We start from the raw sequence: 19,255 nt of genomic DNA on the forward strand, positions 1-19,255 counted from the left end.
GAGGACCCCGCTGCCCCATCGCTCGCAGGCTCGCGATAGGGCAGCGGGGCCGGGCCGACGTCCTCAGTGCGTGACGAGCAGGGCGCGGCCCAGGGCGGTGCCCGAGGTCCAGGCGGCCTGCACCCGCGACGGCGCCGACCAGCCGTCGCCGCAGACCCCGATCCCGTCGGCGAGCTCGAACGGCTCGGACCGCGCCGCGGCGGGGCGCGCGTAGGTCCAGCGGTGCACCGTCGTCCAGGCCGGTGGGACCCCGATGCCCAGGGCCCGGCCGACCGCGGCGGCGACCGGGCCGGCGGCGGCGTCCGGGTCCTCGAGGTGCGCGGCCGCGAGCTCGGCGGTGGTGTGCGCGACCAGCACGGGGGCGCCGTCCCCTCGCCGGTCCCCGTCGTCGGCGACCCAGGTGACCGCCGGGTCGTCGTGCACGAAGACGCCGTGCAGGTCGGCCGCCCAGCGCCGCTGCGACCACCCCAGGACGACGGCCAGCGAGGGCTCCCACGGCCGGTCGTCCAGCAGCCGGCCGGCCGTGGCCGGGTCGAGCACCCGGCGGGCCTGCGGGTCGGGCATGGCCAGGACGGCGGCCGGCACGTCCTCGTCGTCCACCCGTGGGCCGGGGCCGACGGCGGCGACCGTGCGCCCGCTCTCTACGTCCAGCCCGGACGCGAGGTCGGCGACCAGCGAGCGCAGCCCACCGGGTGCGGCGTAGCGGACCGGTCCCGTGGTCGTCGAACGCAGGCCCTCAGGGCCGGCGACGGCGAAGGTGTCGGTCCACGGCCGGGCCAGGCCGCGGTCGACCCAGTCGCGGACCACCGCCGCGAAGGGCGAGCCCTCCTCCGCGGTCAGGTAGGAGGCGCCGATGTCGACGGTGCGGTCGTGCAGCGTCCGCGAGGCCATCCGCCCGCCCGGTCGCCGGCCGCGGTCGAGCACGCGGACGGGGAGCCCCGCCTCGGCGAGGACGCGGGCGCAGGCCGTGCCGGCGATGCCGCCGCCGATGACCGTCGTGGGGGAGGAGGTCACGCCGACGATCCTGCGGGCTGGGCGGCCCGGCCGCCCGGTGGGCGCGGGTTGGCAGGATCGGGGCCGTGCCCGAGCCCCCCACGACGATCACCGACCCGGACGACCCGCGGGTGGCCGACTTCCGCGACCTCAAGGCCGGGGACCGCCCGCCGGGCACCGAGCGCGGCACCGGCCCGGTGATCGTCGAGGGAGTCCCGGCGGTCGAGCGGCTGCTGACCTCGCCCTACCGGGTGCGCGCGGTGCTCGGCGTCCCGGGACGGCTGGCGGCGCTGGACCTGCCCGAGGGCGTCCCCGCCTACGAGGCGGACAAGTGGGTGCTCTCCGAGGTGATCGGCTTCCGGTTGACCCGCGGGGTGCTCGCCTCGGCCGACCGGCGCCCGCCGGCCGACCTCGACGCGCTGCTGACCGGGCCGGATCCGGCCGCACCCCGCCGGCTGGCCGTGCTCGAGGCGCTCAACGACGCGGAGAACCTGGGGTCCATCGCCCGCTCCGCGGTGGCCCTGGGCGTCGACGGGCTGCTGCTGGACCCGCGCTGTGCCGACCCGCTCTACCGACGCTCGGTGCGGGTCTCGATGGGACACGTGCTGGCCCTGCCGTTCGCCGCCCTGCCGGACTGGCCCGGCGGGCTGGACCGGCTGCACGACGCGGGCTACCTGACCGTCGCGCTCACCCCGGCCGAGGACGCCGTCGACCTCGCCGAGGTGGACCCGCGGGCGCACCCGCGAACCGCGGTGCTGCTCGGAGCGGAGGGACCGGGGCTGACCCCGCAGGCCCAGCGGGCTGCGCGGGTGCGGGCCCGGATCCCGATGCGGACCGGTGTGGATTCCCTGGGCGTCGCCGCAGCGGCCGCGGTGGCCTTCGCCACCCTCAGGTGAGAAAGGACCCCTCTGCAGGGCCCTTTCAGCCGCGCAGGGAGAAGCGGGCCAGGTGTGCCCGGGCCTCCTCGGCGTGCGCGGGGTTGCACATGAGGTCGTAGCGGCCCGCGACCACGGCGCTCGTGCTCGTGAAGTCCCGTCGGCCCCGGCTGGCGGAGTAGCCGATCGCGGCGAACAGCGCGCCGAACAGCAGACCGATGAGCAGGCCGGTCAGGATCGAGCCGATCCAGGCGCCGGGCCGGGCGGCGAAGATGCCGAGCAGCAGGCCGACGAACAGACCCCACCAGGCCCCGCCGGCTGCGCCGGCGGCGAGCACCCGGCCCCAGGTGAGCCGGCCGGTGACCCGCTCCACCTGGCGCAGGTCCGAACCGATGATCGTGACGTTCTCGACGGCGAACTTCTGGTCGGAGAGGTAGTCGACGGCGGCCTGAGCCTGCTCGTAGCTGTCGTAGGAACCGACCTGAACGCCGCCGAGGGGCATGGACACCGAGGCTGACATGCCTCTCGTGCTACCCCCGGGGGTCCAGCGGACACGTGCGGCGCAGGAGGCCGACGTCACTCCCCCTGCCGCGCCGCTCCCCTGAGGAGTGCGGGCTCGACGACGGACGCCCGACCACGAGGCGACCGCATCTGGCGGTGCAGGTCAGCGGTGGCGGCGGACCCCGAAGACGATGTCCTCCCACGCGGGGATGCGGGCGCGGGGGTCCTCGTCGTCGTCCCCCTCACCGCCGGGACGGCCGAGGACGACGGTGTCGTGCTCGCTGATGTCGTCCTCGTCGGCGGGCGGGGCGGGGTCGGCGCGCCGGGTGACCGCCGGGGAGACGTCGACCGGGAGCACCGGGCGCACGTCGTCGTCCGCGGACCGGTCGTCCTCGTCGCGGGCGAGCCGGGAGGAGGCGGGGGCCGGCACCCCGTCGTCGTCGGGGACGACGGACACCGGGCGGGGGCGCACCGGCGGGGGTCGCTCGGCCGGCACGTGCGGGACGACGCGCACCAGCCGGGTGCCCTCGGCGAAGTCGGTGGTGGCGGCGTCGACCGGGGTGACGGTGCGGGCCGGGACGTCGTAGGCCCAGCGGGTGACGCCGGACTTCGCGCCGGCCTGCCAGGCGGCGGTGACCTGCCAGACGCCGTCCCCGGCGCGGTGGGCGTCCCAGCGGACGGCGTCGAGGTCGGCGCCGAGCAGCCGCAGCCGCTCGGACATGAACTGCTGCAGCGGCACCGACGGCGCGCCCTCGGAGAGCCGCACCCGCGCCTCGCGGGCCTGCTCGGCCACCCGCTCGCGCTCCTGCAGCACCGGGTGGGCGAAGCGCATGATCCGCTCGACGCGGATGCCGGAGGCCTGCGCCACCTGCTCGGGCGTCTCACCGGCGCGGATGCGGGCCTGGATCACCCGGGGCGGCAGCGTCACGCCGATCTCGACGTCGATCTGGCCGAGCCTGCGGGCGTCACCGCGCGCGGCGGCGCGCACCCGGTCGTCGATCGGCAGCTCGAAGCGCTCGCCCTCCTCGCCGGGCTCGGCGCCGTCGAGGGCGAGCACCAGGCTCTTGCCGTCGTCGGTGAGCGCCACCAGCCGCAGCGAACGCATGGGCGGCCTCCTGGGGTGGGTGCTCGGTCGGGACGGCGGGCGGACCGGCCCCGGGATGGGGGAGTCCGCTGCCGAGGCTATCCGCGCACGCGGGAGCGTGTCGGCAGGCTCGCCCGGCGTGGCGCACTGCCGGGCGGACCTCCTCGAGCCGGTGGCCCCGTCCCGGGTCCCGCCGTGGGCCTGCGACGGGCGGGGAGGACGGCGGCCCCCCTGCAGGGTCCCGCTACGAGCCCGCGAGTGGCGGGGGGCAGGGGGCCTTCCTCAGAGCTTCTCGACGACGAAGTCGATGCAGGCGGTCAGCGCGCTGACGTCGTCCGGCTCGACGGCGGGGAACATGCCGACCCGCAGCTGGTTGCGGCCGAGCTTGCGGTAGGGCTCGACGTCCACGACGCCGTTGGCGCGCAGCACCCTCGCGACCTCGGCGGCGTCCACCGACTCGTCGAAGTCGACGGTGCCCACCACGTAGGAGCGCTGGTCGCGGTCGGCAACGAACGGCGTGGCGTAGGACGACTGCTCGGCCCAGCCGTAGAGCCGGCTCGAGGAGTCCTGGGTGCGCGCGACGGCGCCGGTGAGCCCGCCGAGGGACAGCAGCCAGCGGATCTGGTCGGCCAGCAGGAACAGCGTGGCGACGGCCGGGGTGTTGTAGGTCTGGTCCTTGGCCGAGTTGTCGACGGCGATGGACAGGTCCAGGAAGCCGGGGATCCAGCGGCCCGAGGCCTTGATCTCGGCGATGCGGTCGAGGGCGTCCCGCGACATCAGCGCCACCCACAGCCCGCCGTCCCCACCGAGGTTCTTCTGCGGGGCGAAGTAGTAGACGTCGGTCTGCGTGACGTCGACCGGCAGTCCGCCGGCGGCGCTGGTGGCGTCGATGAGCACGAGTGCGTCGTCCGTGGCGTGCGGCCGCTGCACCGGGGCCATGACGCCGGTGGAGGTCTCGTTGTGCGCCCACGCGTAGACGTCGACGCCGTCGGTGGCGGCGGGCAGGGCCAGCGAGCCGGGCGCGGCCTTGGCGATCACCGGGTCGGCGAGGAACGGCGCCTCGGCCACGCCGGTCGCGAACTTCGAGGAGAACTCGCCGTAGCTGCCGTGGGCGCTGCGCTCGCGGATGAGCCCGATGATCGCGGCGTCCCAGAACGCCGTCGTGCCGCCGTTGCCGAGGACGACCTCGTAGCCGTCGGGCAGGTCGAACAGCTCGGTCAGCCCCTCGCGGACCTGGCGGACCAGGCCCTTGACCGGCGCCTGCCGGTGGGAGGTCCCCATCAGGGAGGCGCCGCTGCCGGCCAGCGCCTCGAGGGCCTCGGGGCGCACCTTGGACGGGCCGCAACCGAAGCGGCCGTCGGAGGGCAGGAGGTCGGCGGGGATGGTGATGCTCATCCGGGGGGTGCCTCTCGGGAGTCGCGGGCGGGCTCAGGCGCCGATGGCCCCCTGCAGGGGCCCGCCGCGGCCCCGTCCCGGGTCCCGCCCCGAGCGTGCGAGGGGCGGGGGGAACAGGGTCCTTCCACGGTGGGGGCAGGGGGTCCTTCTCCTAGGCCGGCTGGTCGACGGCCTTGACCTTGATGGTGTCGAAGCCGTCGACCTCCTCGGGCTTGCGCGGAGCCGGGCCGACGTAGCGGGCCGACGGGCGCACCAGGCGGCCGGTGTTCTTCTGCTCGAGGATGTGCGCGCACCAGCCGGCGGTGCGGGCACAGGTGAACATCGAGGTGAACATGTGGCTGGGCACCTCGGCGAAGTCGAGGACGATCGCCGCCCAGAACTCCACGTTGGTCTCGATCGGCCGGTCGGGACGGCGCTCGCGCAGCTCCCTGAGCGCGGCCTGCTCCAGGGCCAGCGCGGCCTCGAAGCGCGGGGCGCCGAGCTCCTTGGCGGCCTTGCGCAGCGTCCGGGCGCGGGGGTCCTCGGCGCGGTAGACCCGGTGGCCGAAGCCCATGAGCCGCTCGTGCCGGTCGAGGAGGTCCTTGACGTACTTGTCCGCGTCACCGCTCTGCTCGACGCCGTCCAGCATGTGCAGCACCCGGGAGGGGGCGCCGCCGTGCAGCGGGCCGGACATCGCGCCGATGGCACCGGAGAGGGAGGCGGCCACGTCGGCGCCGGTGGAGGCGATGACGCGGGCGGTGAAGGTCGAGGCGTTCATGCCGTGCTCGGCGGCCGACGTCCAGTAGGCGTCGACGGCGGCGACGTGGCGGGGGTCGGGCTCGCCGCGCCAGCGGACCATGAACCGCTCGACGATCGTGGAGGCCTCGTCGATGCGCGCCTGCGGAACGGCCGGGACGCCGATGCCGCGGGCGGACTGCGCGACGTAGGACAGCGCCATGACCGCGGCGCGGGCCAGCTGGTCGCGCGCGGTCTCGGAGTCGATGTCCAGCAGCGGGCGGTAGCCCCAGAAGGGCGCCAGCATGGCCAGCGCGGCCTGGACGTCGACGCGCACGTCCCCGCTGTGCACCGGGATCGGGAACGGCTCGGCCGGCGGCAGGCCGGGACCGAACTTGCCGTCGACCAGCAGCGCCCAGACGTTGCCGAAGGTGACCTTGCCGACCAGGTCCTCGATGTCGACGCCGCGGTACCGGAGGGAGCCGCCGTCCTTGTCCGGTTCGGCGATCTCCGTCTCGAAGGCGATGACGCCCTCCAGGCCGGGTACGAAGTCGTCCGCCATCTCGCATGCTCCTCTGCGCGCGGGACTCGTGCGCGCACGGGAGGCGGCGCACGACTGCCTCCGCGACCCTAGGCCGTGCCGACGCACCGGGGACACCCGGGGCGGGGCCCGGCTCCCTCCCGGCGAGATCTGCACAGTGGTGGTCATCGAGTGCCCGATCACCACCACTGTGCAGATCTCGCGGGGCGGGCGGGTGACAGCATGGACGGCGTGCCCGACCTCTCCCGCATGCGCAGGGACTACGAGACCCGGGGCCTCCGGGAGGACGACCTCGCGCCCACCTGGGTCGAGCAGTTCGACCGCTGGTTCGCCGACGCCGTCGCCGCGGAGCTGCCCGAGCCCAACGCCGTGGTGGTCGCGACCGCGGACGCCGACGGCGCACCCGACGCGCGGATCGTGCTGGTGAAGGGCTACGACGAGCACGGCTTCGTCTTCGTCACCAGCTACGCCTCGGCCAAGGGCGCCCAGCTGGCGGTCAACCCGCGCGCCGCGCTGGTCTTCCCCTGGCACGCGCTGCAGCGGCAGGTGCGGGTGACCGGCCGGGTGGAGCGGGTCGGCCCGACGGCCAGCGACGACCTGTGGGACCCCCGTCCGCGCGGCGCGCAGCTGGCCGCCGCCGCCTCCCTCCAGTCGACGCCGGTCGACTCGCGCGAGGAGCTCGTCGAGCGGCTGCGCCGGCTGGACGCCGACACGCACGGGGAGAAGCTGCCGCGCCCGGAGGTCTGGGGCGGTTACCGGGTGGTGCCCGACACCGTCGAGTTCTGGCAGGGCGGGGCCGACCGGCTGCACGACCGGCTCCGCTTCGTCCGGGACGACGCGGAGGGGGGCGGCTGGGTCGTCCAGCGGCTCGCCCCGTGAGCGGACCCGCCGTCCCGACGGCTCTGCCGGGAGGGGGTGGGTCGGGCCGGCCGAGCGGTGTGTGCACACACCGTGGCCCGGACCGCCGGCGGACGACGCTGCCTGCACACGAGGCGGTGCCTGCCGAGGGGACGCCGTGACGTCGCCGGTCGATCCGGTCGAGGGCGGCGGCCCCGTCGAGGAGCCGGTGCCCCTGCCGCCGAGGCCGCGCCGCGCGTGGGCCCTCGACACCACCCCGCTGCGCGACCCGGACTACCGGCGGCTGTTCTGGGGCGTCGCGGCCACGATGCTGGGCCAGCAGATGACGCTGGTGGCCGTCCCGTACCAGGTCTACGCGCTCACCGGCTCCTCGCTGCTGGTCGGCGTCACCTCGGTGGTGGCCCTCGTACCGCTCGTCGTCTTCGGCCTGCTGGGTGGCGCGATCGCCGACTCGATGGACCGCCGCCGGCTGATGCTGGTCACCGGTGTCGGCTCCGCCGTGACCAGCGCACTGCTGGCCGTGCAGGCGCTACTCCCCGGCGGCGGCAACCTGGCGCTGCTGTGGGTGCTCACCGCCTGCGTCTCCGGGTTCACGGCGGTCAACCAGCCCACCCGCAGCGCGGTGATCCCCGCGATCGTCGGGCCCGCGGGCGTGCCGGCGGCCAACGCGCTGGCCATGACCGTGCGCCAGGTCGGCGTCATCGCCGGGCCGCTGCTGGCCGGCCTGCTCATCGCCGTCGGGGACCTGCCGGTCACCTACGCCGTCGACGCGATCGGCTTCCTCGTCGCCGTCCTGCTGCTGCGCGGGCTGCCGCCGCTGCCCCCGGGACGGGACGCCGGACCGCTGCGGCTGGGTGCCGCGGTCCGCGGGGTGGGCGAGGGCTTCGCCTTCCTGCGCACCCAGCCGGTGCTGCTGGTGACCTTCGTCGTCGACGTCGTCGCGATGCTCTTCGCCTGGCCGCAGGCGGTGTTCCCGGAGCTCGCCGGGGGCCGCTACGCCGACTCGCCCAACAGCCTGGGCTGGCTGTTCGCCGGCATCTCGATCGGCGCGCTGCTCATGGGGCTGACCTCGGGGTGGGTGTCCCGGGTGGACCGCCAGGGCGCCGTCGTCCTGGTCGCGGTCGTCGTGTGGGGTGTGGCGATCATCGGCTTCGGGTTCGCCCCGACCCTGTGGCTGGCCGTCCTCTGCCTCGCGGTGGCCGGCGCCGGCGACATGGTCAGCGCGGTGCTGCGCTCGTCGATGCTGCAGCTGGCCGCGCCGGAGGAGATGCGGGGGCGCATGCAGGGCGTGTTCCTCGTCGTCGTGGCCGGCGGTCCGCGCCTGGGCGACCTGCGGGCCGGCGCGATCGCCAGCGCGGCGGGCGTGACCACGGCGATGGTGTCCGGCGGCGTGGCCGTCGTCGTGGCGATGGTCGTCGTGGCGCTGGCGGTGCCCTCGTTCTGGACCTTCCGCGCCTCCCGCTCGGCCCAGCCCTCCGCCCGCGGCTGACACGGCCCTGCAGGGTGGCCCCCTGCCAGGATCCCGCCGGCCCCGTCCCGGGCCCCGCCCTGAGCGTGCGGAGGGTGGGGGGACGGGGTCCTCCTTCAGGCGGCGGAGGACGCCGGGACGACGTGCAGCCCGACCTCGACGTTGCCCGCCGTGGCGCGCGAGTACGGGCAGACGGTGTGCGTCTTCTCCACGAGCTGCCGGGCCTGCTCGTCGTCCAGCTGCGGCAGCCGCGCCCAGAGGTCGACGCCGAGGCCGAAGTCACCGGGTGCCGCGCGCAGGAAGTGCACCTCCGCGGTGACCGAGGAGCCCTCGAGCGCCTGCGGGGTCAGCCCGAGGTCCCGGAGCGCGAAGCGCATGGCGCTGTGGAAGCAGGCGGCGTAGCCGGCGGCGAACAGCTGCTCGGGGTTGGTGCCCGGACCGTCGTCCCCGCCCATCTCCGCCGGGCGGGACAGGCTCGCCGTCAGCCGGCCGTCGGAGGAGCTGACCTCCCCGGTGCGGGCTCCGGACGCCGTTGCCTCAGCCGTGTAGACGCGGTCCATGGCACCGTCCTACCCGGACGGCGGGACCCGCGCAGTTCGGCCGCCCTGCAGGGTCCCGCCGCGAGCCGGGTGAGGTACTGGAACGGCCACCCTTCAGGGGCCCGCGCCGAGCCTGCGAGGCGTGGGGGAAGGGTGGTCCTTCGTCAGGCGAGGGCGTGGGCCACGACCCGGAGGTCGGCGACGAGGGCGTCGTAGGCGGCGTCGCGGGCCTCGTCCGGCGTGCGCAGGATCGCCGAGGGGTGCGTGGTGGCCAGCATCCACGTCTGGTGCGGCGCCTCTTCGTCGTCGGCCGCGGCGAACAGCGTGTCGGCGCCCGGCGGGGTCCAGGGGAACAGCTGGCCGCGCTCCTTGGTGATCCGGAACGACGGCGAGATCAGCGCCTTGGCGGCGGTCGCGCCCAGGCAGACGACGACCTCGGGCTGCAGGACGGCGAACTCGGCCTCCAGCCACGGTCGGCAGGCCCGCAGGTGCTCCGGACCGGGGGTCTGGTGGATCCGCCGCTTGCCGGTCGGCTTGAACCGGAAGTGCTTGACCGCGTTGGTGATGTAGGCGTCCCGGCGGTCGATGCCGGCCTCGGCCAGCGCCTTGTCCAGCAGCCGCCCGGCCGGGCCGACGAACGGCTCGCCCCTGCGGTCCTCCTGGTCGCCCGGCTGCTCGCCCACGAAGACGATGCGGGCGGTCTCCGGCCCCTCGCCGAACACCGTCTGGGTCGTGCCCTCCCACAGCTCGCAGGCCCGGCACCCGGCGGCCGCCGCGCGCAGCCCGTCGAGCCCCACCCCGGTCGGCGGCTGCGCCGGCACGTTCTCCTGGCTCATCCGCCGATGACACCCCACCCGGCGTCCCGGCGCGACAGCAAGCGGCCGATACGGTTGCCGGAGGCAACGGAGGGTGGCGGGGAAGCGCGTGCTGGAGTTCGACGGGTTGCGCAAGAGCTACGGGGCCAACCGGGTGCTGGACGGCGTCTCCTTCGCCGTCGCCCCGGGCTCGATGTTCGGGTTCTGCGGCTCCAACGGGGCCGGCAAGACGACGACGATGCGGATCGCCATGGGGCTGGTCCGCGCCGACGCCGGCGAGGTGCGCTGGCAGGGGCGTCCGCTGGACCAGGCGCTGCGCCGCCGGATCGGCTACATGCCGGAGGAGCGCGGCCTGTACCCGAAGATGCGGGTCGGCGAGCAGCTGGCCTACTTCGCCCGGCTGCACGGCCTGGACGGCGCGGCAGCCGCCCGCGCCGCAGAGCACTGGGCCGACCGGCTCGGCCTCGGGGAGCGCCGCCGCGACCAGGTGGAGAAGCTGTCGCTGGGCAACCAGCAGCGGGTGCAGCTGGCCGCGGCGCTGGTCAGCCGGCCGGAGGTGCTCATCCTCGACGAGCCGTTCTCCGGGCTGGACCCGGTGGGCGTCGACGCGCTCGCCGAGGCGCTGCTCGAGCAGGTGCGCGGCGGCGTCCCGGTCGTCTTCTCCAGCCACCAGCTCGACCTGGTCGAGCGGCTCTGCGACGCCGTCGGCATCCTCGCCCGCGGGGCCATGGTCGCCACCGGTCCGGTCGCCGAGCTGCGCCGCCGCGAGTCCGGCCGGCTGCTGCGGGTCGTCGTCCCCGACGCGCCGCCGGGCTGGGCGGCCGCGCTGCCCGGCGTGCAGGTGGTGTCCGAGCGGGCCGGTGACACCCTGCTGGAGCTCGCCCCGGGCGCCGACGACCAGGCCGTGCTCGCCGCGGCGCTGCGCACCGGCCGGGTCGGCCACTTCGCCTGGCGGGAGCCGAGCCTGGTGGAGCTGTTCCGCGAGGCCGTCGCCGAGCCGGCCGGGGTCGCCGCGTGACGGCGTCCGGGCCCCGCACCCCGGGCAGCGCCGCGCTGGTCCGGCTGGTCGCCGCGCGCGAGGTCTCCAGCCGCATCCGCGACAAGAACTTCATCGTGAGCTCGGCGGTCATCCTCCTGCTGCTGCTCGGGATGATGGTCTTCCAGGTGGCGGTCGGCGGCGTCGAGGCCGGCCGGATCGCCGTCGTGGCCGACGACGGCCGGCTCGGGCCCGCCCTCGAGGCGCAGGGCGAGGCAGTGGGCGTCGAGGTGCAGGTCGTCGACACCACCGGCGCAGCCGACGCGCGGGCCGCCGTCGAGGCCGGGGAGGTCGACGCCGCCCTGCTCGACGGCACCGGCCCCGCTCCCGAGCTGCTGCTCGTCGACCGGGATCCCGCGCTGGAGGCGGTCGTCGGCGGTGCGGTCAGCGGGCTGGCCGTCTCCGACCGGCTGCTGGAGGCCGGCGTCGACCTGCAGTCGATCCCCGAGGTGGCGGTCACCCCGCTCGGCGACGGGGAGGACGACGGCCAGCAGGTGGTCGTGGCGGTCATCGGCATCGTCGTCCTCTACGGCCTGCTGTTCCTGTTCGCGCAGTTCGTCGCTCAAGGCGTGGTGGAGGAGAAGTCCAGCCGCGTGGTGGAGCTCCTGCTGGCCACCATGCGGCCGTGGCAGCTGCTCGCCGGCAAGATCCTGGGCCTCGGCCTGCTGGGGCTCGGGCAGATCGTCGTCATCGGCGTGGTCGGGGTCGCCGGCGCGCTGGCGTTCGACTTGGTCGACGTCCCCGGTGAGCTGATCGGCACCGTGGCCACCGTCATCGCCTGGTTCGTCCTCGGCTACGCCTTCTACGCCTGCGTCTTCGCCGTGGCGGCCTCGCTGGTCAGCCGGCAGGAGGACCTCGGCAGCGTGCTCACGCCGGCGTCGATGCTGCTGGTCGTGGGGTTCTTCGTGGCGTTCCAGGCCGCCAGCGAACCCAGCGGCACGCTGGCCACGGTCACCTCCTTCGTGCCCGGCCTCTCGCCGCTGGTGATGCCGGTGCGCCAGGCGGCCGGGGAGGCGGCGGGCTGGGAGGTGGCGCTGGCCGTCGTCCTCATGCTGGTGGCCGTCGGGCTCGCCGTCCGCCTGGGCGGGCGGGTCTACTCCGGCGCCCTGCTGCGCACCAGCGGGAAGACCCGGCTGCGCGAGGCGCTGCGCGCCGAGCGGGCCTGAGGAAGGACCCCCCTGCCCCCCGCCACTCGCACGCTCGCGGCGGGACCTGCAGGGGGGCCGCCCGCACGAGTCCGCCGCGGAGCCGGCCCGTGGGGACAACTGACTCCCCCCGGGTGACCTGCACCTCCTCCGACGGGTGAGACCGCCCCAGCGGGGGAGGACGGGGCGCCGGGTGCCCCGCATGATCGCCGCATGCGGGAGGACCTCGACGGGCGCCTCCGGAGGCTGCGCGCCTGCCGGGACGCCGACGCCGTCATCGAGCTGGGTTGCGACCTGGCCGAGGCCGGGCGTGACCTGGACGCCGAGCGCTGCTTCCGCCGGGCCGCCGAGCTGGGGGACTCGCTCGGCTGGTTCAACCTCGGCAACTCGCTGGCCGCCCGCGGCCGGGTCGAGGAGGCCGTCGACGCCTACGAGCGGGCGCTGGCCGGCGGCGAGCGCGACGCCTGGGTCAACCTCGGCCTGGTGCTCGAGCAGCTCGGCGACCTGGCCGGCGCGATGCGCGCCTACCGCGGTGCCGGCGCGGCCGGGGACACCCAGGGCGGCCTGCAGCTGGCGTTCCTGCTGCACGAGCAGGGCGAGCACGAGCAGGCCCTCGCGGTGGCGGCCGACCTCGCCGCGACGGGGGACGACGTTGCCGCCGCGGTGGTCGCCTGCTGGCGGTGGGCCGCCTCGCACGACACCGCCCTGGAGGTCGACCTGCGCGCCGGGGCCGATCGCTTCGCCGGCACCCGCGTGGCGCTGGCCTCGCTGCTGCGAACGACCGGCCGGACGGCGGAGGCCCGCTTCACCCTCGAGCGGGGCGCGAAGCTCGGCGAGCTCCAGGCGTGGTTGCCGCTGGGCAACTTCTACGTCGAGGACCTCGACGACGTGGAGGCGGCCGAGGAGGCCTACCGCGCCGGCATCGCCGCCGGCGACGGCTACTGCCACCACAACCTGGCCGTGCTGCTGGCCGACCGCGGCGACCTCGACGGCGCGGTCGAGCACTTCCGGCTCGGTGCGGCCGGCGGCGACGACCTCGCCGAGCGGGCGCTGCGCGAGCTCGGCGGCTGAAGAAGGACCACCCTGCTCCCCGCGCCTCGCGAGCTCGGCGCGGGCCCCTGGAGGGTGGCCGTTCCAGTCCGTCACCAGGCTCGCGGCGGGACCCTGCAGGAGGGCCGCCGTCCGTTGGCGGGCTACTCGTCGACGGTGACGTCGGCGAACGGGACGTACGGCTCCACGTACGGGAAGACGACGAACAGCAGCAGCGCGCTGACCGCCGCCACGAGCACGAGGGCGAGCAGCGCCCGCACAGCCGTCCCGCCGGGCAGGTGCCGCCAGATCCACGAGTACACGGTCGCTCCTCACACTCCCCGCAGGGCCGGCGGGCCCTCGGGTGCCTCGGCGCGGCTCACCGGCCCGCCCTCGAGCACGGCGTGCACGATCAGCCGCTCGCGTGCGGAGTACTCGGGGTGGCAGGTGGTCAGGGTCAGGTAGGCGCCCGTCGGCGCGCCGTCGGGCGGGCCGTTCGGCGTCGGCGCGATGACCGACACGTCGTAGGGCGAGACGACCTGCTGGCCGGGCACGACGTCCGCCGGGCCGAGCACCCGGTAGACGAACCAGCTGTCGGCGGTCTCGACGACGACCGGGTCGCCGGTACGCAGCTCGTCGATCTCCAGGAACGGCGACCCGCGGCCCACCCGGTGCCCGGCGACCGCGAAGTTGCCCTGCTCGCCGGGCATGGCGGTGCCGCGGTAGTGGCCCGGCCCCTGCTCGAGGTCCTCGGTGCCGGTGCCCTCGACGACGGCCCTGGCGTAGTCGGCCCCCAGCCGCGGGATGTGCAGCATCGCGAACGCCTCGCCGCCCTGCAGCTCGGCCGGGACGGCGGCCGGCGCCGCCCACTCCTCGCGCAGCTCGGCGGTCAGCTCGTCCTGGCGGGCGTTGCTCAGCAGATCGGTCACCCACAGCTCGTAGACGACGAAGAGCAGCAGGACGTAGCCGGCGGTGAGCAGCAGCTGCCCGACGCCGCGTGCTGCGGTGCGCAGGAGGTCTGCCGGAGCCGTGGACACGGCGACCGATGCTAGGTCGGCTTCCGCCCCCGGGCGGGACCGCCGCGCGACCGCGCCCCTCCGTGCTCCCCGGTCCCACCCGCCCCAGCGGTCGGCGGCCTCAGGCCTCTTGGCGCAGACCCCCCAGCGGGCCGCGGTAGGGGGTCGCCGGCGGGCCGGTTCCCCCGGGGCGGGCGGTGAACAGCCGGCCGGCGTCGGGCTGGGCGGCCCGCGCGGCGTCGTCCAGGCCCTGCGCCGAGGTGCTCACCACGAGCAGGTCGCGCCCGGGCCCGGCGAAGGCGCAGCTCGACGTCTGGGCCACCCCGGGCACCTCGACGACGGCGAGCAGCTCGCCGTCCGGGGACCAGCGGCGCACCTGCCCGCCACCCCACAGCGCGGTCCAGAGGCAGCCCTCGTCGTCGACGGTGAGCCCGTCGGCGACGCCGTCGTCCCCGTCGAACCGCAGCAGCACGCGGCCGTCGCCGAAGGCGCCGGACCCGAGGTCGTAGTCGAAGGCGTGCACCACGCCGGGGCCGGAGTCGGCGAGGTAGACGGTGCGCCCGCCCGGCGACCAGCCGATGCCGTTGGAGACGGTCAGGTCGTCCAGCACGGTCGTGACGGTGCCGTCGAGGTCCAGCCGGTACAGCGCGCCGGCGCCGGGCCGCTCGTCGAAGGCCATGGTGCCGGCGAGGAACCGGCCGGCCGGGTCGCAGGCCGCGTCGTTCATCCGGGTGCCGCCGTCGGCCTCGGTGCCGCCCTCGCCGGCCAGCGTGATCAGCGCCCGGGCGGTGCCGTCGGCCCCGAGGTGGGTGAAGCCGCCGTCCGCGGCGAGCAGCCACCCGCCGCCCGCCGCCGGGACGACGGCGCCGACGGTGTCCCCGCCGTGGTGCACCCCGGTCTCGGTGAGGCTGCCGTCGGCCCCGATCGCGGCCCGCCGCACCTGCCCGGCCGTGATGTCCACCCACAGCAGCTCGCCGCGGTCGGCGTCCCAGGTCGGGCCCTCACCGTGCTGGGCGGGGGACAGGCCGGGTGCGGGCGTGGCGGGGAGTCGGTGCACCCCTGCATGGTCCCGTCGCGGCGGGCCCGGTGCGCGACGAACGCCGCTCCCTGCCCGCGTTGATCATGGGGCTCTCGCTACCGGACACCCCGCTGCCGGCGTGTCCCCTCGCGACACCCCCATGATCAACAGCGGGCGAGGGCGGCGAGCAGGGACGGCGGAGACGATCCGGGTCGCGGCCTCGCCACGACACCCACCCGTTCCACGGGCGGTCGATACTCGCCGGGTGTCCGAAGCCACCGTCGACGTCGCCGACCTGCGCCACCACGGAGGAGCCGAGGAGGACGGAGCCGACGCCGCCGACGCCCCGCTGCGCGAGGACATCCGGCTGCTCGGCCGGGTCCTCGGCGAGGTGATCCGCGAGCAGTCGGGGGACGACGTCCTCGCGCTCGTCGAGGCCACCCGCGTGGAGGCCTTCCGGCTGCGCCGCTCGGAGGTCGACCGCGCCGACGTCGCCGCCCGGCTGGACGGCCTCGACGTCCGCTCGGCCAACCACGTCATCCGCGCGTTCAGCCACTTCTCGCTGCTGGCCAACCTCGCCGAGGACGTGCACCACGAGCGCCGCCGCCGCTTCCACCGCCTGGAGGGCTCGCCGCCGCAGAAGGGCAGCCTGGCGGCGACCTTCGAGCTGCTCGACGCCGCGCACCTCGACGCCGACGTCGTCGCCCGCGAGCTGGCCGGCGCACTGGTCTCCCCGGTCGTCACCGCGCACCCGACCGAGGTCCGCCGCCGCACCATCTCCCGCGTGCAGCGGCAGGTCACCGAGCTGATCCGCCGGCGGGACCGCTCCGCCCCCGGGGAGGCCGACGACCCGGCGTGGTCGGGGGAGCTGCAGCGCGCGGTGCTCACCCTCTGGCAGACGGCCCTGCTGCGGCTGTCCCGGCTGCGGCTGGCCGACGAGATCGACGAGGCGCTGCGCTACTACGAGATGTCGCTGTTCGAGGTGGTCCCGGCGATCAACGCCGAGCTGCGCCGCGCCCTGCACGCGCGCTGGCCGTCGGCCGGGTCGGACCGACCGGTGCTGCGGCCGGGCTCGTGGATCGGCGGCGACCGCGACGGCAACCCCTTCGTCACCGCCGATGCCGTCCACCTGGCCAGCACCCGGCAGGCCCAGACGGCGCTGGGCCACCACCTGTCCGAGCTGCTGGCGCTGCACGACGAGCTGTCGATGTCCGATCGGCTGATCACGCCGACGCCTGAGCTGGCGCAGCTGGCCGCGGCCTCCGGCGACGACTCGCGGTTCCGCGCCGACGAGCCCTACCGCCGTGCCCTGTACGGCGTGCACGCCCGGCTGGCCGCGACGGCTCAGCGGGTGCTCGGGTCGGTGCCCGGCCCGCCGCCGCACGCCGTCCTCGAGCCCTACGCGACCCCCGAGGAGGTGCTGGCCGACCTCGCCACGGTCGACGCCTCGCTGCGCGCGCACGGCGCCGCTGCGCTGGCCGACGACCGGCTGGCCCGGCTGCGGGAGGCCGTGGAGGTCTTCGGCTTCCACCTGGCGGGGCTGGACATGCGGCAGAACTCCGCCGTCCACGCCGAGGTGCTGGCCGAGCTGTTCGCCTGGGCGGGGGTCTGCCCCGACTACGCGGCGCTGGACGAGAAGCAGCGGGTCGAGCTGCTGGTCGGCGAGCTGCGGATGCGCCGCCCGCTGGTCCGCCCGGACGCCGCGCTCTCCGACCTGGCCCGTGGCGAGCTCGACGTGCTGCTCGCCGCGGCCGACCAGGTCCGCGCGCTGGGGCCGGAGGCCGTGCCGAACTACGTCATCAGCATGTGCGAGTCGGTCAGCGACGTCCTCGAGGTCGCCGTCCTGCTCAAGGAGGTGGGCCTGCTCGACCCCGGCGGGGACGGCGGTCCCACCTGCCCGGTCGGCATCTCCCCGCTGTTCGAGACCATCGGCGACCTGCAGCACGCCGCGGAGACGCTGACCGCCGTCCTGGGCCAGCCGCTCTACCGGGCGCTGCTGCGCAATCGGGGTGACGTGCAGGAAGTCATGCTCGGCTACTCCGACAGCAACAAGGACGGCGGCTACCTCGCGGCCAACTGGGCGCTCTACCGGGCCGAGCTGGCGCTGGTCGAGGTCGCCCGGCGCGAGGGCGTCCGGCTGCGGCTGTTCCACGGCCGCGGCGGCACCGTCGGCCGCGGCGGCGGGCCCAGCTACGACGCGATCCGGGCCCAGCCGCCCGGTGCGGTGGCCGGGGCGCTGCGGATCACCGAGCAGGGCGAGGTCATCGCCGCCAAGTACGCCGAGCCCGACCGCGCCCGGCGCAACCTGGAGGCCATGGTCGCGGCCACGCTGGAGGCCAGCCTGCTCGACACCGAGGGCCTGGGGGACGACGCCGAGCCGGCCTACGCCCTGCTCGACGACCTGGCCGCCCGCGCCCAGCAGGCCTACCGGGCGCTGGTGCACGAGACGCCGGGCTTCGTCGAGTGGTTCCGCGCGGCCACCCCGATCGGCGAGCTGGCCGAGCTGAACATCGGCAGCCGGCCGCCGTCGCGCAAGGCGGGGGACTCGATCGCCGACCTGCGCGCCATCCCCTGGGTGTTCAGCTGGTCGCAGGCGCGGATCATGCTGCCCGGCTGGTACGGCACCGGGTCGGCCCTGGAGAGCTGGGTCGAGGGCGACCCGGCCCGGCTCACGCGGCTGCAGGAGCTGCACAGGCGCTGGCCGTGGTTCCGCACGATGCTGTCCAACATGGGCATGGTGCTGGCCAAGACCGACCTCGACCTGGCCGCCCGCTACGCCGAGCTGGTGCCCGACGAGCAGCTGCGGCACCGGGTGTTCGACCAGCTGACCGCCGAGCACGAGCGCAGCTGCCGGATGCTGCTGGCGGTCACCGGCGACGACCGGCTGCTGGCCGACAACCCGGCGCTGGCGCGGTCGATCCGCAACCGCTTCCCCTACCTCGAGCCCCTGCACCACCTGCAGGTGGAGATGCTGCGCCGGCGCCGCGGGCACGACGGGCAGGACGGGGACGACGACGAGCTGGTCCGCCGCAACATCCAGCTGACCATCAACGGCATCGCCACGGCCCTGCGCAACAGTGGCTGAGCCGCAGCTGGAGGAGCGCGCCGGCCCGGGCCCGCTGGACCTCCGGGTGGCGACGGGCTCCGGCCAGGTCCAGGCCGCGGCCCGGGCCCTCGGCGTCGCGCCCGCCGCCCTCGCGACCGCGCTCCCCGACCCCGGTCTGCGGCTGCTCGTCGACGACCTGGGCGCCGTCGCGCTGCTGCGCCGCGAGTGGGGTGCCGACGGGCACGCCGAGGCGGTGCTCGTCCGCCGGCGCGGCGCCCGGATCGACCAGCCCGCCGTCCTCGCCGCCGCGTCGGCGTGGGGCTGCGAGCGGGTCCGCGACGGCCGGGGGGACGACGTCCGGCCCGTCCCGCCGCCGGCGGACGACACCCCGCTGGCCGACCGCTTCCTCCACCACGCCGCCCTGGCCGCCACCCGCGTCGAGGTGGCCGTCGCGCTGGCCCGCGACGCCGGTCAGGACACCACCAAGGCCGACGGCAGCCCGTCGCTGGGCGCCGACGAGGCCGCGCACCTGGCGGCGGCCCACGCGCTGCGCCCGCTCGGCGTGACCGTGCTCAGCGAGGAGCGCTCCGACCGCCCGGTCCCCGATGAGGAGCCGTGGGTGGTGCTCGACCCCCTCGACGGCACGGGCAACTTCCGCGCCGGGCTGGCGCCGTGGGCGTTCTCCGCCGCGCTGGTGCGGGACGGCCGGCCGGTCGCGGGCCTGGTCGCCGACCTCTCGTCGGGCCGCCGCTGGTCGGGCGCGGTCGGTGCGGGGGCGCGGCGCGACGGCGTGCCGGTCCGACCGCGGGACGCCGGTACGGTGGTCGCGCCCACCGCCCCGTCGGGGTCGGCCGTGGTCGTGCCGGCCAGCGCCCGCCGGGTCCGGGTGACCGGCTGCACCGCGGTCGACGTCTGCCTGGTCGCCGACGGCGCGGCCGGGGCGTGGCAGAACCTCGACCGCAGCGGCACCCACGTGCACGACGTCGCCGGCGGGCTGGCACTGCTCGCCGCCGCCGGCGGGGTGGCGCTGGGCCCGGACGGCGCGCCGCTGCGGCTGCGGCCGGACACCGAGACGCTCATCCGGTTCGTCGCCGCGGGCACCGAGCAGCGGGCGCGGGAGCTGCTGCGCGAGCTGGCCTGACGCCAGGCCGCCCGGCGGGGCGCTGCGTGTCGCCGGCAGAG

At 76.1% G+C, this 19,255-nt stretch carries 18 protein-coding genes; 8 read left to right on the forward strand and 10 right to left on the reverse strand.

What is annotated here, in order from left to right; translation table 11 throughout:
• Positions 1-63: 63 nt before the first annotated feature.
• Positions 64-1,014: an NAD(P)/FAD-dependent oxidoreductase gene (locus GOBS_RS04095; RefSeq protein WP_012947030.1), complete on the reverse strand. Its 951-nt coding sequence runs from the start codon at positions 1,012-1,014 to the stop codon at positions 64-66.
• Between the two features lie 65 nt (positions 1,015-1,079).
• On the opposite strand from GOBS_RS04095, the gene GOBS_RS04100 reads away from it, so the two are divergent.
• Positions 1,080-1,889 (forward strand): TrmH family RNA methyltransferase, encoded by an 810-nt coding sequence (locus tag GOBS_RS04100; RefSeq protein WP_012947031.1) that lies wholly within the window; start codon positions 1,080-1,082, stop codon positions 1,887-1,889.
• Between the two features lie 25 nt (positions 1,890-1,914).
• Here the strand turns inward: GOBS_RS04100 and GOBS_RS04105 are convergent, their stop codons facing one another.
• The 4 genes from GOBS_RS04105 to GOBS_RS04120 all read right to left on the reverse strand — a co-directional run bounded on the left by GOBS_RS04105 (position 1,915) and on the right by GOBS_RS04120 (position 6,124).
• Positions 1,915-2,388, reverse strand: a complete 474-nt coding sequence (locus GOBS_RS04105) for a YflT domain-containing protein (protein ID WP_012947032.1) — start codon at positions 2,386-2,388, stop codon at positions 1,915-1,917.
• A gap of 144 nt (positions 2,389-2,532) precedes the next feature.
• Positions 2,533-3,474: a septation protein SepH gene (gene sepH / locus GOBS_RS04110; protein WP_012947033.1), complete on the reverse strand. Its 942-nt coding sequence runs from the start codon at positions 3,472-3,474 to the stop codon at positions 2,533-2,535.
• Positions 3,475-3,735: 261 nt separating this feature from the next.
• Positions 3,736-4,848 (reverse strand): phosphoserine transaminase, encoded by a 1,113-nt coding sequence (gene serC / locus GOBS_RS04115; RefSeq protein ID WP_012947034.1) that lies wholly within the window; start codon positions 4,846-4,848, stop codon positions 3,736-3,738.
• 151 nt (positions 4,849-4,999) lie between these two features.
• Positions 5,000-6,124, reverse strand: coding sequence for a citrate synthase 2 (locus GOBS_RS04120; protein WP_012947035.1), 1,125 nt, complete (start codon positions 6,122-6,124; stop codon positions 5,000-5,002).
• 201 nt (positions 6,125-6,325) lie between these two features.
• Between GOBS_RS04120 and pdxH the strand changes: the two genes are divergently transcribed.
• A complete protein-coding gene (gene pdxH, locus GOBS_RS04125; RefSeq protein WP_012947036.1) occupies positions 6,326-6,982 on the forward strand; it encodes a pyridoxamine 5'-phosphate oxidase in 657 nt (218 codons plus the stop codon).
• Positions 6,983-7,118: 136 nt separating this feature from the next.
• A complete protein-coding gene (locus GOBS_RS04130; RefSeq protein ID WP_012947037.1) occupies positions 7,119-8,450 on the forward strand; it encodes an MFS transporter in 1,332 nt (443 codons plus the stop codon).
• Positions 8,451-8,545: 95 nt separating this feature from the next.
• On the opposite strand, the gene GOBS_RS04135 is transcribed toward GOBS_RS04130, so the two are convergent.
• Both GOBS_RS04135 and GOBS_RS04140 read right to left on the reverse strand, forming a co-directional pair.
• Positions 8,546-8,989 (reverse strand): organic hydroperoxide resistance protein, encoded by a 444-nt coding sequence (locus GOBS_RS04135; RefSeq protein ID WP_012947038.1) that lies wholly within the window; start codon positions 8,987-8,989, stop codon positions 8,546-8,548.
• 143 nt (positions 8,990-9,132) lie between these two features.
• Positions 9,133-9,804: a UdgX family uracil-DNA binding protein gene (locus tag GOBS_RS04140; RefSeq protein WP_012947039.1), complete on the reverse strand. Its 672-nt coding sequence runs from the start codon at positions 9,802-9,804 to the stop codon at positions 9,133-9,135.
• 73 nt (positions 9,805-9,877) lie between these two features.
• On the opposite strand from GOBS_RS04140, the gene GOBS_RS04145 reads away from it, so the two are divergent.
• The 3 genes from GOBS_RS04145 (at position 9,878) to GOBS_RS04155 (ending at position 13,035) form a co-directional block, all read left to right on the forward strand.
• A complete protein-coding gene (locus GOBS_RS04145) occupies positions 9,878-10,801 on the forward strand; it encodes an ABC transporter ATP-binding protein (RefSeq protein WP_012947040.1) in 924 nt (307 codons plus the stop codon).
• Positions 10,798-11,985: an ABC transporter permease gene (locus GOBS_RS04150; protein WP_012947041.1), complete on the forward strand. Its 1,188-nt coding sequence runs from the start codon at positions 10,798-10,800 to the stop codon at positions 11,983-11,985. Before GOBS_RS04145 ends, GOBS_RS04150 begins: the two co-directional genes overlap by 4 nt.
• Before the next feature lie 192 nt (positions 11,986-12,177).
• Complete coding sequence (locus GOBS_RS04155; RefSeq protein WP_012947042.1) at positions 12,178-13,035, forward strand: tetratricopeptide repeat protein; 858 nt, start codon at positions 12,178-12,180, stop codon at positions 13,033-13,035.
• A 122-nt stretch (positions 13,036-13,157) separates the two neighbouring features.
• On the opposite strand, the gene GOBS_RS26760 is transcribed toward GOBS_RS04155, so the two are convergent.
• The 3 genes from GOBS_RS26760 to GOBS_RS04165 form a co-directional block, all read right to left on the reverse strand.
• Positions 13,158-13,316 (reverse strand): hypothetical protein, encoded by a 159-nt coding sequence (locus GOBS_RS26760; protein WP_012947043.1) that lies wholly within the window; start codon positions 13,314-13,316, stop codon positions 13,158-13,160.
• A 9-nt stretch (positions 13,317-13,325) separates the two neighbouring features.
• Complete coding sequence (locus tag GOBS_RS04160) at positions 13,326-14,030, reverse strand: class E sortase (protein WP_012947044.1); 705 nt, start codon at positions 14,028-14,030, stop codon at positions 13,326-13,328.
• A 100-nt stretch (positions 14,031-14,130) separates the two neighbouring features.
• Positions 14,131-15,066 (reverse strand): SMP-30/gluconolactonase/LRE family protein, encoded by a 936-nt coding sequence (locus GOBS_RS04165; protein WP_012947045.1) that lies wholly within the window; start codon positions 15,064-15,066, stop codon positions 14,131-14,133.
• Between the two features lie 226 nt (positions 15,067-15,292).
• On the opposite strand from GOBS_RS04165, the gene ppc reads away from it, so the two are divergent.
• A complete protein-coding gene (gene ppc, locus GOBS_RS04170) occupies positions 15,293-18,112 on the forward strand; it encodes a phosphoenolpyruvate carboxylase (RefSeq protein ID WP_012947046.1) in 2,820 nt (939 codons plus the stop codon).
• Positions 18,105-19,214, forward strand: a complete 1,110-nt coding sequence (locus GOBS_RS04175) for an inositol monophosphatase family protein (RefSeq protein ID WP_012947047.1) — start codon at positions 18,105-18,107, stop codon at positions 19,212-19,214. The genes ppc and GOBS_RS04175 overlap by 8 nt, the downstream gene beginning before the upstream one ends.
• Positions 19,215-19,255: the final 41 nt, after the last annotated feature.

Origin of the sequence: Geodermatophilus obscurus DSM 43160, from assembly GCF_000025345.1 — a bacterium.
Classification (GTDB): Bacteria; Actinomycetota; Actinomycetes; order Mycobacteriales; family Geodermatophilaceae; genus Geodermatophilus; species Geodermatophilus obscurus.